The sequence below is a fragment of the Pseudonocardia sp. Ae505_Ps2 genome (assembly GCF_001932425.1).
Lineage (GTDB): Bacteria > Actinomycetota > Actinomycetes > Mycobacteriales > Pseudonocardiaceae > Pseudonocardia.
In genome coordinates this window covers 1,039,991-1,053,034 of the sequence record NZ_MCIP01000001.1, presented here as the reverse complement: position 1 = coordinate 1,053,034, position 13,044 = coordinate 1,039,991, and the positions used below count along the sequence as shown (strand labels likewise).

The window sequence follows — 13,044 nt, the reverse complement described above, 5'->3', positions numbered from 1 at the left end:
CCGGGACTCAGCCGCCCAGCACGTTCACGGCCCGGGAGACGACGAGCGCGATCGTCACCAGCGACACCAGCGCCTGGACGAGCATCAGCATCTTCGCCCACCGGCTCAGCGGCATCACGTCGGTGGGGCTGAACGCGGTGGCGTTGGTGAACGACAGGTACAGGTAGTCGGCGAAGCGGGGCTCCCAGTCGGCGTCGTGCGGGTCGGTGCTCTGCATCTGCACGAACAGGAAGTCCGCGGTGGGACGGCGCCCGTGCGCCCGTGCCGCCGGCCCGCCGCGGTCGAGCTGCCAGTACCAGACCGCGAACGCGATGATGTTGGTCAGCCAGATCGCCGCCCCGCTGGCCAGCAGCGGGGCGGCCGAGCCGCCGGAGGAGCCGTCGAGGATCGCGGTGACCAGCAGCCCCGCCGACACCGCGTTCGCGAGGCTCAGCAGCCCGACCAGGGTCAGCCCGAGGCCGCGCAGCAGCGCCGACTCGCGGTCCATCCGGGCCGGGTCGGCCACCGCGAGCACGACCAGCACCACCAGCTCCAGCGACGGCAGCAGCCACCGCGACACCAGGGTGAGCTGGTCGGGCAGCAGCAGCTGCAGCCCGATCGCGACGACGATCGCCGCTGCGGCGGGCCACCGGTGCTCGCCGGGGGTGACCCGCTTCCAGGCGGGCACGATGCGGCGCCCGCCGTCGCCGAGCCGGTCGAGCTCGCGGCGGATGGCGTCCAGGGCGTGCCGGTGCGGGTCGGCCGACGGGTCGCTCATGACCGTGATCCTGCTCCTCGTCGATCCTGCTCGTGGCTGACCCCGCTCCTCGTCAGCGGAGGGTGAACCACAGCAGGCACGCGAGCCCGGCGACCACGCAGTAGATCCCGAACGGGCGCAGCGAGCGGGTCTCGAAGTACCGGGACAGGAACCGCACCGACAGGTACGCGCCGAGCCCGGACAGCAGGCTCCCCACCAGGATCTGCGGTCGGATGCCGTCCCCGAGCGGACCGGCGAGGTCACCCAGCTTCAGCACGCCCGCGGCCAGGATGACCGGCGTCGCGAGCAGGAACGACAGCCGTGCCGCGTCGACGTGCGGGAGGCCCTTCAGCAGCCCGGCCGTCATCGCGGACCCCGACCGGCTGATCCCCGGGGCGAGCGCGGCGATCTGGGCCGCGCCGACGGTCACCACGTCACGCACCCGGAGCCGCGCGATGCGGTGGTCGGAGGCGACCTCGGTGGCGAGCAGCACGGTGCCCGGCTCGCCGCCGACGGCCGTCGGCGCGACCGGAGCGGGGCGCCGGCGCAGGTGCTCGACGACCAGCAGGACGGCGCCGTTGAGCACGAGGAACAGCGCGGTCGGGACGGGCAGCGCCAGGTAGGTGCGGAAGACCCGGTCGAGTGCGAGCCCGGCCAGCCCGACGGGGACGGTCGCGAGCACCAGCAGCCAGGCCAGGCGCTGGTCGGGGTCGCGGACCTCGCGGCGGGCCACCGACGTCACCAGCCCGCGCACGATCCGCACCCAGTCCGCGCGGAATGCCACGATCAGGGCCAGTGCGGTCGCCACGTGCAGGCCCACGACGAACGCCAGGTACGGCGACCGCGGCGCGCTCACGTCGAGGTCGGCCGCCCTGCTGCCCGCCGATGACGGCGGGCAGCAGGATGCTGTGACCGAGGCTGGAGACCGGGAACAGCTCGGCGACGCCCTGCATCGCCCCGATCACGATCGCCTCGGCCCAGGTCAACGTGCTCACCGCGTGGTCCTCCCCGTGGTCCGGCCGTCCGCTCCGGACGGTGCTCGCCGCGGGCCGCCGAGGCGCGGTGACACGCCGGAGGCGGCCCGGGACGTCGGGGACGTTCGGCGCGAGGGGGGCGACCCGGTCAGGACCGGGCGTCGGCGCGGCGTCGCGAGCCGGTGGCCCGCACGATCGCGGTGCGCCCGAGCACCAGGGACAGCCCGACGGCGATCCCGCCGACGACGAGCAGCCAGGGCCGCGACTCCAGGTCGGTGGCGAGCCGGTCCCCGGCCGCGTAGCCGATCCCGACGAGCACCGCGGCGCGCACCGCGGTGGTGGGGACGATCCAGGCCAGGAAGCGGCGGTAGCCGACCTTGGACAGCCCGGCGGCCAGGTAGGCCGGGATCGCGCCGATGTCGACGAGCTTGGCGCCGATGACGATCCGCGGCAGGTGCGTGTGGACCTCGCGGGTCAGGACCTCGCGACGCTCCTCGGTCAGGCCCAGCCGGTTCAGCACCCGGGCGACGGCCGGCCGGTCGCCGTTGCGGCCGAGCGCGTAGAGCGCCGTGTCCCCGACGACGTCGGCGACGAGCGCGGCCAGCCACACACCCCACCAGGGGAGCTGCCCGGCCCCGGCGAGCGCGGCCGCGGCGACGGTGACGATCGGACCTTCGAGGAATGCCCCGACCCCGATCACGAGGAGCGACCGAACGGGCGCAGCAGGGATCGCGGCCAGCAGTGCGGCCACGGTGTCCGTGAGTCCGAACACGAACGCCTCCCATCAGGTCCTCCACCGAATGGTGCCCTGTCTGCCGCACCGGGCGGCGGGCGCCCCGCCGTCGTCGCGCGACGCGGGCTCCTCGTCACCGGGTGTGACGGCGTCGTCGGGTGGCGGTGTCGAGTCCCGTGGCCGGGCCGGCCGCCGGGTCTCCCGGGGCGTCGTTGCCCGGCACACCGATGGTCCCACCGCCGGCCGGGATCGGCAGGTCCGAAGGACCCGCGGCGGCCGTGAGCACGGCCACCGGTAGCACCGGTCCGGTGAGCGCGTCACCTGTTCGGATGACGGCACCGATGGTGCCGCGGCCGCTCAGCGCAGGGTGGCGATCCCGTAGCGCTGCACCCGCCGGTACGCCGTCGCCCGGCTGATCCCCAGCGTCTCCGCGGCCCGGGTGACGCTCATGCCGTGCTCGGTGAGGCAGCGGACCAGCTCGTCGCGTTCCAGCGACTCGATCCGGGTGAGCGAGCCGGAGCGGGTGGCGAGCAGCTCGGGGGGCAGGTGCCGGACGTCGACCACGCTGCTGCGGGCCGCGGCGTCGCGGACCGTGCGGCGCAGCTGCTCGACGTTGCCCGGCCAGCTGTAGGTCCGCAGCGCGCGGGCGGCGGCGTCGGTGAAGGTGACGCCGTCGCGGGTGAAGTGTGCGGCCAGTGCCGGGACGTCCTCGGCCCGGTGCCGCAGCGGCGGCAGCTCGACCACGACGTCGAGCATCCGGGACAGCGGCTCCGGGACCGTCCCGACGTCGCGCGCGGTGACGCTGAGCGCCGCGTGCGGCAGCGACCGCACCAGCGCCGCCAGCCGGGTCGCGACGGGCGCGGGCAGCTCGTGCACCCGGCCCGCGATCACCGCGGTGTCGGCCTTGCCCAGCTCCGGGGACCACAGCGACAGCCAGGACACCGCGTCCTCGGCCGCCGGTGGGCGGGCGTGCAGCACCCGGTGCCGCGGCGCGACGGTGCGCAGGGCCGCCGCGAGCAGCGCGGACTTCCCCACGCCTGGCTCGCCGACGACCCCGACCCGGGCGCCGTCGCGCAGCGCCGCCCGCACCTCGTCCAGCGCGGTGGTCCAGCTGCGGCCCAGCTCGGCGGTGCCGCCGGTGGGCTGCGGGGCGACCCGGAACACCTCGCCGCGGGGCGCCGGCCGCGGGCTCGCGCCCCGCCCGTGGGCCAGCATCAGCGCGGAGGTCTGCCCGGCCGCGGTGCGGGCGAGCGCCAGGAGCAGCCCGTCGGAGCGTTGCGACCAGGTGGTGAGGTTGATGCTGCCGAGCAGAGACCCGTCGACGGGGTCGAGCACCGGGGCGGCCGCGCAGGTGTAGCCCCAGAGCCCGGTGCAGTAGTGCTCGTCGCCGCGGACCAGCGACGGGACCCGGTCGGCCAGGGCCAGGCCGAGCCCGGTGGTCCCCGCCTCCCGCTCGCCGAAGGCGAAGCCGGGGGCGAGGTAGGTGCGGTCGAGCGCGTCGACCAGGGCCCGTTCGTCGCAGAGCCGGGAGACGACGATCCCGTCGGCGTCGGTGAGCATCAGCGAGATCGGTTCGCCGGGCAGTCCCTCGTGCAGCCCGGCGAGCACCTCGCCGCCGCAGCGGGCGAACAGCGACTCGTCGTCGACGGTGCCGGTGTACGCCGGGTCGACCACCTCGGTGGGGGCGCCGTAGGTCTCGCTGCGTGCCCAGGACGCCGAGATGCGGGCCGGAGCCAAGGACTGCCCCATCGCGCGTACCTCCTCGTACCTGCTGCTCACGACGGTGTCACACCTGCGACGCCGACGCGACACCGTCTCGTCTCAGGTTGAGACGGCGGTCACCACTGCCGCCGCCCGCCGGTTCCTACCTTCGGTGCCGACGCGGGACCCCACCGGCCCGCGCAGTCGCGGGGTGCCCACCACCTCGCCGCGACCTGAGAGGGACGACGATGTACTCGAAGAACGGTGAGTCCTACTTCATCGTGGACGCCCACGTGGCGCTGTGGGACGCGCGCCCGGAGAACCAGCGCAACATCCACGGCAAGCAGTTCATCGACTGCTTCTACGACTACCACCGCAACCTCAGCCCGGAGTCCGAGGTGTGGCCCTACGAGGACTACCTCTACCAGGGCGGCGAGCGGCTGATGAAGGACCTGTTCGCCGACGGCCACGTCGACCACGCCGTCTTCCAGCCCGCGTACCTGGGCGAGTTCTACGCCAACGGGTTCGGCCAGACCGAGGAGGCCTTCGCCCTCGCCCAGGCCCACCCGGACAAGCTGACCTACAACCACCACTGGGACCCGCGCAACGGCGAGCAGGGCCTGCGGCAGCTGCGCGAGGACGCGAAGCGCTTCGGGCTCAAGGGCGTGAAGCTCTACACCGCGGAGTGGCACGGCGAGTCCCGCGGCTGGAAGCTCGACGACCACTGGTCCTACAAGTACCTCGAGGCGGCCCAGGAGCTGGGCATCCGCAACATCCACATCCACAAGGGCCCCACCATCCGCCCGCTGGACCGCGACGCGTTCGACGTCGCGGACGTGGACAAGGTCGCCACCGACTTCACCGACCTGAACTTCGTCGTCGAGCACTGCGGCCTGCCGCGGCTGGAGGACTTCTGCTGGATCGCCACCCAGGAGCCGAACGTGCACGCCGGTCTGGCCGTCGCGATGCCGTTCATCCACACCCGGCCCAAGTACTTCGGCCAAATCCTGGGTGAGCTCCTGTACTGGCTGGGCGAGGACCGCATCCAGTTCTCCAGCGACTACGCCATCTGGACCCCGCGCTGGCTGGTCGAGCGCTTCGTGGACTTCCAGATCCCCGAGGAGCTGTCCGAGTACGCGCCGCTGACCACCGCCCAGAAGAAGAAGATCCTGGGCCTCAACGCCGCGAAGATCTACGACATCGAGGTCCCCGCCGAGCTGGCGCTCCGCGACGAGACCCCGCAGGAAGTGCCGGTGGCCTCGTGAGCGCGCCGGCCCTGACCGCGCACGCGACGCGGGCCGAGCAGGCCTGGCGGGCGCTCGACGCCGTCGTCGACCCGGAGCTGGACGAGCCGATCACCGACCTGGAGTTCGTGCGGACCCTCGACGTCGACGGCGGCCGGGTCACCGTGCACCTGCGGCTGCCCACCGCGTTCTGCGCGCCGAACTTCGCCTACCTGATGTGCTCCGACGCCAAGGACGTGCTGACGGCGCTGGACTGGACGACCGCGGTGACCGTCGAGCTCGACGACCACCACGACTCCGACCTCATCAACGCCGGGCTGGCCGCCGACGCCGGCTACAAGGGCACCTTCCGCCACGAGGCCGAGTCCGACCTCGACGAGCTGCGGGTCACCTTCCGGCGCAAGGCGCACGCCGCCGCGATGGAGCGCTCGCTGACCGGGCTGCTGCGCCGCGACCCGGACCGGGCGCCGGAGACGCTGCACGGAGTCACCCTGGCCGACCTGCCCGCGGGCCCGACCACCGACGCGCTGCTGCGTCGCCGCGTCACGCTCGGACTGGGCACCGCGGGGCACCTGCCGGTCCTGGTCGGGCACGACGGCGTCCCGTACCCGGCCGAGCAGGTCCCGCTGAAGCTGCGGATGGCCCGGTCGGTGCGGATCTCGATCGAGGGCAACGCCCACTTCTGCCGGGGGCTGCTGAAGACCCGCTACCCGGAGTCCGTCTCCGGGGACACCACGAAGGGAACCCGTCCGTGAGAGCAGTACAGGTCGTCGGCTACCACCGGCCGATGGAGCTGACCGAGGTCGCGAAGCCGGAGGTCGCCGACCCGTTCGACGTCGTCGTGCGGATCGGCGGAGCGGGCGTCTGCCGCACCGACCTCCACGTCCTCGAGGGTCAGTGGGCGGAGAAGTCGCAGGTCGCGCTGCCGTACACGATCGGCCACGAGAACGCGGGCTGGGTCGAGTCCGTCGGCTCCGCGGTGACCCACGTCCGCGAGGGCGACGGGGTCATCCTGCACCCGCTCGCCACCTGCGGGCTGTGCCGCGCCTGCCGCTCCGGCGACGACGTGCACTGCACCGCCTCGGCGTTCCCGGGCATCGACACCCACGGCGGGTACGCGGAGTACCTGCGCACCTCGGCGCGCAGCGTGGTCAAGCTCGACCCGTCGCTGCAGCCGGCCGACGTCGCCGCGCTCGCCGACGCCGGGCTCACCGCCTACCACGCGGCCGCCAAGGCCTCGCGGCGTCTCGGTCCGCGCGACACGTGCGTCGTCATCGGTGCGGGCGGGCTCGGTCACATCGGCATCCAGGTGCTCAAGGCGCTGACCCCGGCCCGGCTGGTCGTGCTCGACCGCAACGCGGACGCGGTGAAGCTGGCGCTGGAGATCGGCGCCGACGACGGCATCGTCGCCGACGGCGGCCAGGTCGACGAGGTCCTGTCACGCACCGGTGGGAACGGCGCCGAGGCCGTCATCGACTTCGTCGGCGAGGGCGGCTCCACCGCGCAGGGCCTGGCGATGACGCGGCGCGCCGGGGACTACCACGTCGTCGGCTACGGCGAGAACGTCGACGTCCCGACGATCGACCTGATCTCGGCCGAGGTGAACGTGGTCGGCAACCTGGTCGGCTCCTACAACGACCTGTGCGACCTGATGGAGCTGGCCGGGCGCGGGCGGGTCACGCTGCACACCACGAAGTACGCGCTGGACGACTTCCAGTCCGCGCTCGACGACCTCGACGCGGGGAAGGTCAGGGGACGCGCCATCCTGGTGCCCTGACCTGCTGGTCCGCCCGCGGTCCCGTTCACGACGGCCCGTACCGGTGACGCCGGTGCGGGCCGTCGTGCGTTCCGCGGAACGCGGTGTCACGCCCTCGGTCCGCGTTCCGCGGAACGCGGTGGGCGGATGTCCCGGGGGCGCGGTCGCGGACCGGGACCGGCCGGTGTCGCGGGCCGGTCAGGCGGGGGCCCGGCCGTCGAGCCGGGCCTGCACGGCGGCGGTGATCCGGGCGAGCGCGGTCACGTCGTCGTCGGAGAGGGCGTCGAAGACCAGCTCCCGCACGGTCTCCACGTGCCCGGGCGCCGCGGCCTCGATCGCCGCCCGGCCCGCCCCGGTGAGCACGACGTAGTTGCCGCGGCCGTCGTCGTCGCACTCCTCGCGGGCGACCAGGCCGCGCTTCTGCATCCGCGCGAGGTGGTGCGACAGTCGGCTCTTCTCCCAGTCCAGCAGGCCCGCCAGCTCCATCGCGCGGCACCGCTCGTCGGGCCGGTCGGTCAGCGCGACGAGCACGTCGAAGTCCGCGAGCGAGAGCCCCGAGTCCGCCTGCAGCCGCCGGTGCAGCTCGGCGTGCAACCGCGCCTGCATCCGGAGCAGCCCTCGCCAGGCCGCCTGTTCGCGCTCGTCCAGCCACCGTGTCACGGCTGCAGGGTACCGGAATAGTTGACGCGTCATCCATGTTGGTGCAGGATGTAGATGACGGATCAACTACTGGAGGAAGCCGTGCAGTTCGGAGTCTTCTCGGTCAGCGACATCACGCCGGACCCGACGACCGGCGCCACCCCGACCGAGGCGCAGCGCATTCAGGACGTCCTGACCATCGCCCGGCACGCCGAGCAGGTCGGTCTCGACGTCTTCGCCCTCGGCGAGCACCACAACCCGCCGTTCTTCTCCTCGTCGCCGACGACCACGCTCGGCTACCTCGCGGGTGTCACCAGCACCCTGCAGCTGTCCACCGCGACCACGCTGATCACCACGAACGACCCGGTGAAGATCGCCGAGGACTTCGCGATGTTGCAGCACGTGGCCGTCGGGCGCGTCGACCTGACGCTCGGGCGCGGCAACACCGGCCCGGTCTACCCGTGGTTCGGCCAGGACATCCGGCAGGGGATCAACCTCGCGATCGAGAACTAGGCACTGCTCCGGAAGCTCTGGGACACTGAGGTCGTCGACTGGGAGGGGCGCTTCCGCACCCCGCTGCAGGGCTTCACCTCGACCCCGCGCCCGCTCGACGGCGTCGCGCCGTTCGTCTGGCACGGCTCGATCCGCAGCCCCGAGATCGCCGAGCAGGCCGCGTACTACGGCGACGGCTTCTTCCACAACCACATCTTCTGGCCCGCGTCGCACACCAAGCGGATGGTCGAGTTCTACCGGAAGCGCTGGGAGCACCACGGTCACGGACCGGCCGACCGCGCGATGGTCGGCCTCGGTGGACAGGTGTTCATGCGTCGCAACAGCCAGGACGCGGTGCGGGAGTTCCGGCCCTACTTCGACAACGCCCCGGTCTACGGGCACGGGCCCTCGCTGGAGGACTTCACCCGTGAGACCCCGCTGACCGTCGGCAGCCCGCAGCAGGTCATCGAGCGCACCCTCGGTTTCCGCGAGTACGTCGGCGACTACCAGCGCCAGCTGTTCCTCATCGACCACGCGGGCCTGCCGCTGAAGACCGTGCTGGAGCAGCTCGACCTGCTGGGCGAGGAGGTCGTGCCGGTGCTGCGCAAGGAGTTCGCCGCGCTGCGTGCGCCCGGGGTCCCGGACGCGCCGACCCACGCCTCGCTGGTCGCCGCCCGCGACGCCGCCGCCCGCACGCAGGAGAAGAGCACGCAGGAGAAGCAGGAGGTCGCGTGATGACCACACGCAGGATCGTCGTGCTCAGCGCCGGGTTGTCGACGCCGTCGTCGACCCGGCTGCTGGCCGACCGGCTCGCCGCCGCGGTCACGACCGCCCTGGCCGACCGGGGCGAGCAGACCGAGGTGCAGGTCGTGGAGCTGCGCGAGCACGCCCGCGACCTCGCCGACCACCTGGTCGCCGGCTTCCCGAACACCGCGCTGGCGCCGGTGCTGGAGTCCGTGGCCGCCGCGGACGCGGTCGTCGCCGTGACGCCGATCTTCTCGGCGTCCTACAGCGGCCTGTTCAAGACCTTCGTCGACGTGCTGGACCGCGACGCGCTCACCGGCACCCCGGTGCTGCTCGCCGCGACCGGCGGCACGGCGCGGCACTCGCTGGCACTCGAGCACGCGATGCGCCCGCTGTTCGCGTACCTGCGGGCGGCGACCGTGCCGACCGCGGTGTTCGCCGCGCCCGAGGACTGGGGTGCGACCGAGGTGGGCACCACACTGGAGAGCCGCGTCGAGCGGGCCGCCGGTGAGCTGGCGGCCGCCGTCGCGGCCCGGCCCGCCGCCACCCGCACCGACGTCTTCGACGACGTCCCCGACTTCACCGCACTGCTGAAGGGTTGACCACGATGACCGAGACCAGCACCTCCACCGACACCTCGACCCCGACCGGCACCCCGACCGGCACCGACACCGCGGCCCTCGACGCCGCACGCGACCGGATCCGCGCCGCCCACCTGAAGCCGGCGGGACAGCGGCCGACCTCGACCGCCCGCGGACTGCACCACACCGCCCTGGTCAGCTCGGACGTCGAGCGGACCGTGCGCTTCTACCAGGACGTGCTGGGCTTCCCGCTCACCGAGCTGATCGAGAACCGGGACTACCCCGGCTCCTCGCACTTCTTCTTCGACATCGGCAACGGGAACCTGCTCGCGTTCTTCGACTTCCCGGGCCTCGACGTCGGCCCCTACGCCGAGGTCCTCGGCGGGCTGCACCACATGGCGATCAGCGTCGAGCCGCAGCGCTGGGACGAGCTGGTCGCCCGGCTCACCGAGGCCGGGGTGGAGCACGAGGTGCACTCGGGCGTCTCGGTCTACTTCCGCGACCCCGACGGCGCCCGCATCGAACTCATCGCCGACCCGCTGGGGGAGATGTACGGCCAGCACGTGCTCTGACACCTGCTCCGACACCTGCTCAGTCGCGTGCGCGGGCGGGTCGCGTCACCGGCGCACGCTGACGTGGACGTGGTCGAAGTGCCCGCCGGTGGCGTCGGCGGGGTCGTAGACCCCGCCGCCGTCGTAGGGCCTGCCCCAGTTCTCCCGGCCCTCGCCGGAGTCCCCGGTGCCGCGGTACCAGATCCGGCCCTGCCAGATCACGTACCGGACCCGCAGCTCGGAGGCGTTCTCGCGCAGCCAGGTCGCGACCGCCCAGCCGTCCTCCAGGTCCTGCCCGGCGGGGAAGTCGCCGTAGCCGGCCGGGAACGCGTCGCACGCCCGTCCGGCGGGGTGGTCGCTCGACGGGTTCCACGCATGCTCCGACCAGCAGGTGATCGCCCGTACCGGTGCCGACGGGCCGGGCTCGCCGAACCGCTCGACGAGGGCGTCGTGCAGGCGCAGCGCGGACGGGGTGAGGCAGCCCGACGTCGTCGGGTCGGGTTGGTCGCACTGCTCCGGCGGGGGCGGGTCGACCAGGTCGCGCAGGTCGTCGGCGGTGAACCCGCGGCTCCCGGCGAACCACACGAGCCCGCCGACGAGCAGGGCCAGCACGAGGAGCACACCCAGAGCGGGGGCGATGCGGGTCTTCACAGGGGGTTTCGTCCGTTCCGTCGGAGTCGGTTCCAGCCTACGGCGGTGACACCGGCCCGTGCGGCGGCCAGGATCGGCGGGGCACGTCCACCGAGCAGGGGAGCCGCCATGTCGACCGCCGTCAGCACCGACCTGCTCGACCGGCCGGGTGCCCGCATCACCTTCGACGTGCGCGGCTCCGGCCCGCTGCTCGTCCTGGCCGGGTCGCCGATGGGCGCCGGACCGTTCGGGCCGCTGGCGTCGCTGTTCGCCGACGACCACACCGTCGTCACGTTCGATCCGCGCGGTACCGGTCGCAGCGTCGTCGAGGACCCGGACGCCGACTCCCCGGTGGCGGTGCGCGCCGCCGACCTCGCCGCGCTCGTCGAGCACCTCGGCGGAGGCCCGGCGACGGTGTTCGGGTCCAGCGGAGGGGCGGTCGTGGCACTCGCGCTCGCCCAGGAGCGCCCGGATCTCGTCGGGACCGTCGTCGCGCACGAACCGCCGCTGGAGGAGCTGCTGCCCGACGCCGACGAGCGCCGGACCGCCACCGACGAGATCGTCCGCACCTACCGGGAACACGGCCCTGCCGCGGCCTGGGGGCTCTTCCTGGCCTCCGCCGGACTGCCGGCCGTGGCACCCGAGGAGGTGCCCGAACGCACCGCCCTGCCCGCGGCGGGCGACGACGCGACCGCCCGGCAGACCGCCGACGAGCGGCACTTCTTCCTGCACGAGATGCGCGAGACCGTGCGGTGGGCCCCCGACCTGGACCGGCTGCGCCACGCCCGGATCGCCGTCGGGATCGGCGACGCCTCGGCCGGGCAGCTGTGCGACCTGACCTCGCGGGCCCTCGCGGCCGGGCTGGGCCGCCCACCGGAGACGTTCCCGGGCGGACACGTCGGGTTCGTCGAGGACGCGTCGGCGTTCGCGCGACGGCTGTGGGAGGTCCTGTCCCGCGCCTGACAGCGGCTACGTCGCTTGCACCGACCCCACCGCCGTCGACCCACGGTCGGGCACGACGGACGACCTCAGTTCCCGAACGGGGTGCCGCCCCCGAACAGCGGCGAGGTGCCCAGCGCCCCGCGGAGCTCCAGGAACGCCACGAGCCCGTAGACCGCACCGGCCAGGAACACCAGACAGGACAGCGACACCAGCACGTAGGTGACGACCCGCAGCACGGTGAGCGCGGTCCCGTCCCGGGCCACGGTCACCGGGGCCGGCACGGCCGCCGCGGTCGCCGGGCGGCGCGTCGTGGTGACCGGACCGGTCGCCTCGACGCCCGGTCCCGCCGGTGCGGCCGCCCGGGCCGGGGGACCGGTCCGCTCGGCGAGCCCGGCCCGGGCCGGGTCGGCGGTCCGGGCGGACGCGCCGAAGCGGGCCGCGGCGGCCTCGGCCACCGTCGCCGGACGACGCCCGCCGGACTCCGACGGGGACCGCGGCACCGGAACGGCCCCGGCCCCCGTCCCTGCCCCGGTCCCGACGGCGGTGCGCTCGGCGACCGCGGTGCCGCCCGTCTCCCCGTGGACGGGGCGCTCGTCCCCGCCGTACGCGGCGGCCGAGGCAGCGGTTGGCGCCGCGGTCGGCGCGGCGTCGTCCCAGTTCGTGTCGTCCCAGTTCGTGTCGTGCGGGCCCGCATCGTGGCGGTCCGCATCGTGCCGGGCGGTGTCGTCCTGCTCCGAGGCGGCCGGGTAGGGCGGGCCGCCGTCGATCGAGGTCCCGCCGCGGGACTCGGGGTCGCCGTACTCGCCGTAGGCGGCCCGGGCCGGGGTGGCCGGCTCCTCGGGCATGCGGTGCGCGGCCCGGGCGTACGCGTCGTACCCGCCGTCGTACCCGCCGTCATCGGGGCCGTCACCGCTCGTCTGCGACCCGCCGGCCTGCACGGGGGCGCCGTAGCCCTCGTAACGCATCGGTGCGGCGTACCCGCCGCGCCCGACGGTCGGCTGCGGCCCGGTCCCGCCGTACAGCTCGCCGAAGCCCTCCGGGTCGGTGGGTGTCGCCCGTTCCACCGGCCGCGAGGACCGCAGGTCCGGGTAGCCGCCGCCCTGGTAGGAGTCCTCCCGGTAGGAGTCCCCCTGGTAGGAGTCCTCGGGGAACTCGTGGTCGTCGAACCCGTGCCGCGGCCGCGGCGACGGCCGTGCGCGGTCGGCGTCGGCACCGCGTGGGCCGGGGCTGGGTCGGTGCTGCGGGCCGGTCATGGCAGGACCTCCGGGGTACGGCGTCACGGTCGGCGACACGTGCTGTGTCACGTCTACCGCCGGATGTA

General features: G+C 74.0%; 12 protein-coding genes and 2 pseudogenes. 7 read left to right on the top strand and 7 right to left on the bottom strand.

Going from position 1 to position 13,044, the window contains the following annotated elements:
• Positions 1 to 7: 7 nt before the first annotated feature.
• The 4 genes and pseudogenes from Ae505Ps2_RS04820 to Ae505Ps2_RS04805 form a co-directional block, all read right to left on the bottom strand.
• Positions 8 to 757 (bottom strand): DUF1345 domain-containing protein, encoded by a 750-nt coding sequence (locus tag Ae505Ps2_RS04820; RefSeq protein WP_075553437.1) that lies wholly within the window; start codon positions 755 to 757, stop codon positions 8 to 10.
• A gap of 52 nt (positions 758 to 809) precedes the next feature.
• Positions 810 to 1,731 (bottom strand): annotated as a pseudogene (locus Ae505Ps2_RS04815) (undecaprenyl-diphosphate phosphatase).
• Positions 1,732 to 1,858: 127 nt separating this feature from the next.
• Entirely contained in the window at positions 1,859 to 2,482 is a 624-nt protein-coding gene (locus Ae505Ps2_RS04810; protein ID WP_020622889.1) for a VTT domain-containing protein, read from the bottom strand.
• A 318-nt stretch (positions 2,483 to 2,800) separates the two neighbouring features.
• Entirely contained in the window at positions 2,801 to 4,192 is a 1,392-nt protein-coding gene (locus Ae505Ps2_RS04805; RefSeq protein ID WP_075309762.1) for a helix-turn-helix domain-containing protein, read from the bottom strand.
• Between the two features lie 200 nt (positions 4,193 to 4,392).
• Here Ae505Ps2_RS04805 and Ae505Ps2_RS04800 point away from each other — a divergent pair, with 200 nt between their 5' ends.
• From Ae505Ps2_RS04800 to Ae505Ps2_RS04790, 3 genes are read left to right on the top strand one after another with little or no spacing between them, the layout of a single operon-like run.
• Entirely contained in the window at positions 4,393 to 5,409 is a 1,017-nt protein-coding gene (locus Ae505Ps2_RS04800; RefSeq protein ID WP_075309764.1) for an amidohydrolase family protein, read from the top strand.
• On the top strand, positions 5,406 to 6,143 hold the full coding sequence (locus Ae505Ps2_RS04795) for an iron-sulfur cluster assembly protein (RefSeq protein ID WP_083695336.1): 738 nt from the start codon (positions 5,406 to 5,408) through the stop codon (positions 6,141 to 6,143). The genes Ae505Ps2_RS04800 and Ae505Ps2_RS04795 overlap by 4 nt, the downstream gene beginning before the upstream one ends.
• Complete coding sequence (locus tag Ae505Ps2_RS04790) at positions 6,140 to 7,165, top strand: NAD(P)-dependent alcohol dehydrogenase (protein ID WP_075309766.1); 1,026 nt, start codon at positions 6,140 to 6,142, stop codon at positions 7,163 to 7,165. The genes Ae505Ps2_RS04795 and Ae505Ps2_RS04790 overlap by 4 nt, the downstream gene beginning before the upstream one ends.
• 177 nt (positions 7,166 to 7,342) lie before the next feature.
• On the opposite strand, the gene Ae505Ps2_RS04785 is transcribed toward Ae505Ps2_RS04790, so the two are convergent.
• Positions 7,343 to 7,804, bottom strand: a complete 462-nt coding sequence (locus tag Ae505Ps2_RS04785) for a MarR family winged helix-turn-helix transcriptional regulator (protein ID WP_043277153.1) — start codon at positions 7,802 to 7,804, stop codon at positions 7,343 to 7,345.
• Positions 7,805 to 7,885: 81 nt separating this feature from the next.
• Here Ae505Ps2_RS04785 and Ae505Ps2_RS04780 point away from each other — a divergent pair.
• The 3 genes and pseudogenes from Ae505Ps2_RS04780 to Ae505Ps2_RS04770 all read left to right on the top strand — a co-directional run bounded on the left by Ae505Ps2_RS04780 (position 7,886) and on the right by Ae505Ps2_RS04770 (position 10,172).
• Positions 7,886 to 9,010: pseudogene (locus Ae505Ps2_RS04780) on the top strand (LLM class flavin-dependent oxidoreductase).
• A complete protein-coding gene (locus Ae505Ps2_RS04775) occupies positions 9,010 to 9,621 on the top strand; it encodes a CE1759 family FMN reductase (protein WP_075309768.1) in 612 nt (203 codons plus the stop codon). Before Ae505Ps2_RS04780 ends, Ae505Ps2_RS04775 begins: the two are co-directional and overlap by 1 nt.
• Before the next feature lie 5 nt (positions 9,622 to 9,626).
• On the top strand, positions 9,627 to 10,172 hold the full coding sequence (locus Ae505Ps2_RS04770; protein WP_020622880.1) for a VOC family protein: 546 nt from the start codon (positions 9,627 to 9,629) through the stop codon (positions 10,170 to 10,172).
• Between the two features lie 45 nt (positions 10,173 to 10,217).
• On the opposite strand, the gene Ae505Ps2_RS04765 is transcribed toward Ae505Ps2_RS04770, so the two are convergent.
• Positions 10,218 to 10,802, bottom strand: a complete 585-nt coding sequence (locus Ae505Ps2_RS04765) for a hypothetical protein (protein WP_051050082.1) — start codon at positions 10,800 to 10,802, stop codon at positions 10,218 to 10,220.
• 108 nt (positions 10,803 to 10,910) lie between these two features.
• Here Ae505Ps2_RS04765 and Ae505Ps2_RS04760 point away from each other — a divergent pair, with 108 nt between their 5' ends.
• On the top strand, positions 10,911 to 11,744 hold the full coding sequence (locus Ae505Ps2_RS04760; RefSeq protein ID WP_075309770.1) for an alpha/beta hydrolase: 834 nt from the start codon (positions 10,911 to 10,913) through the stop codon (positions 11,742 to 11,744).
• Positions 11,745 to 11,809: 65 nt separating this feature from the next.
• Here the strand turns inward: Ae505Ps2_RS04760 and Ae505Ps2_RS04755 are convergent, their stop codons facing one another.
• Entirely contained in the window at positions 11,810 to 12,976 is a 1,167-nt protein-coding gene (locus tag Ae505Ps2_RS04755; RefSeq protein ID WP_075309772.1) for a hypothetical protein, read from the bottom strand.
• Positions 12,977 to 13,044 lie beyond the last annotated feature (68 nt).

Bases quoted from the DNA above. Each gene is read 5' to 3' on its own strand.
- Ae505Ps2_RS04800 (WP_075309764.1), top strand. From the start codon at position 4,393: ATGTACTCGAAGAACGGTGAGTCCTACTTCATCGTGGACGCCCACGTG.
- Ae505Ps2_RS04770 (WP_020622880.1), top strand. From the start codon at position 9,627: ATGACCGAGACCAGCACCTCCACCGACACCTCGACCCCGACCGGCACC.
- Ae505Ps2_RS04775 (WP_075309768.1), top strand. From the start codon at position 9,010: ATGACCACACGCAGGATCGTCGTGCTCAGCGCCGGGTTGTCGACGCCG.
- Ae505Ps2_RS04805 (WP_075309762.1), bottom strand. From the start codon at position 4,192: ATGGGGCAGTCCTTGGCTCCGGCCCGCATCTCGGCGTCCTGGGCACGC.
- Ae505Ps2_RS04755 (WP_075309772.1), bottom strand. From the start codon at position 12,976: ATGACCGGCCCGCAGCACCGACCCAGCCCCGGCCCACGCGGTGCCGAC.
- Ae505Ps2_RS04760 (WP_075309770.1), top strand. From the start codon at position 10,911: ATGTCGACCGCCGTCAGCACCGACCTGCTCGACCGGCCGGGTGCCCGC.
- Ae505Ps2_RS04820 (WP_075553437.1), bottom strand. From the start codon at position 757: ATGAGCGACCCGTCGGCCGACCCGCACCGGCACGCCCTGGACGCCATC.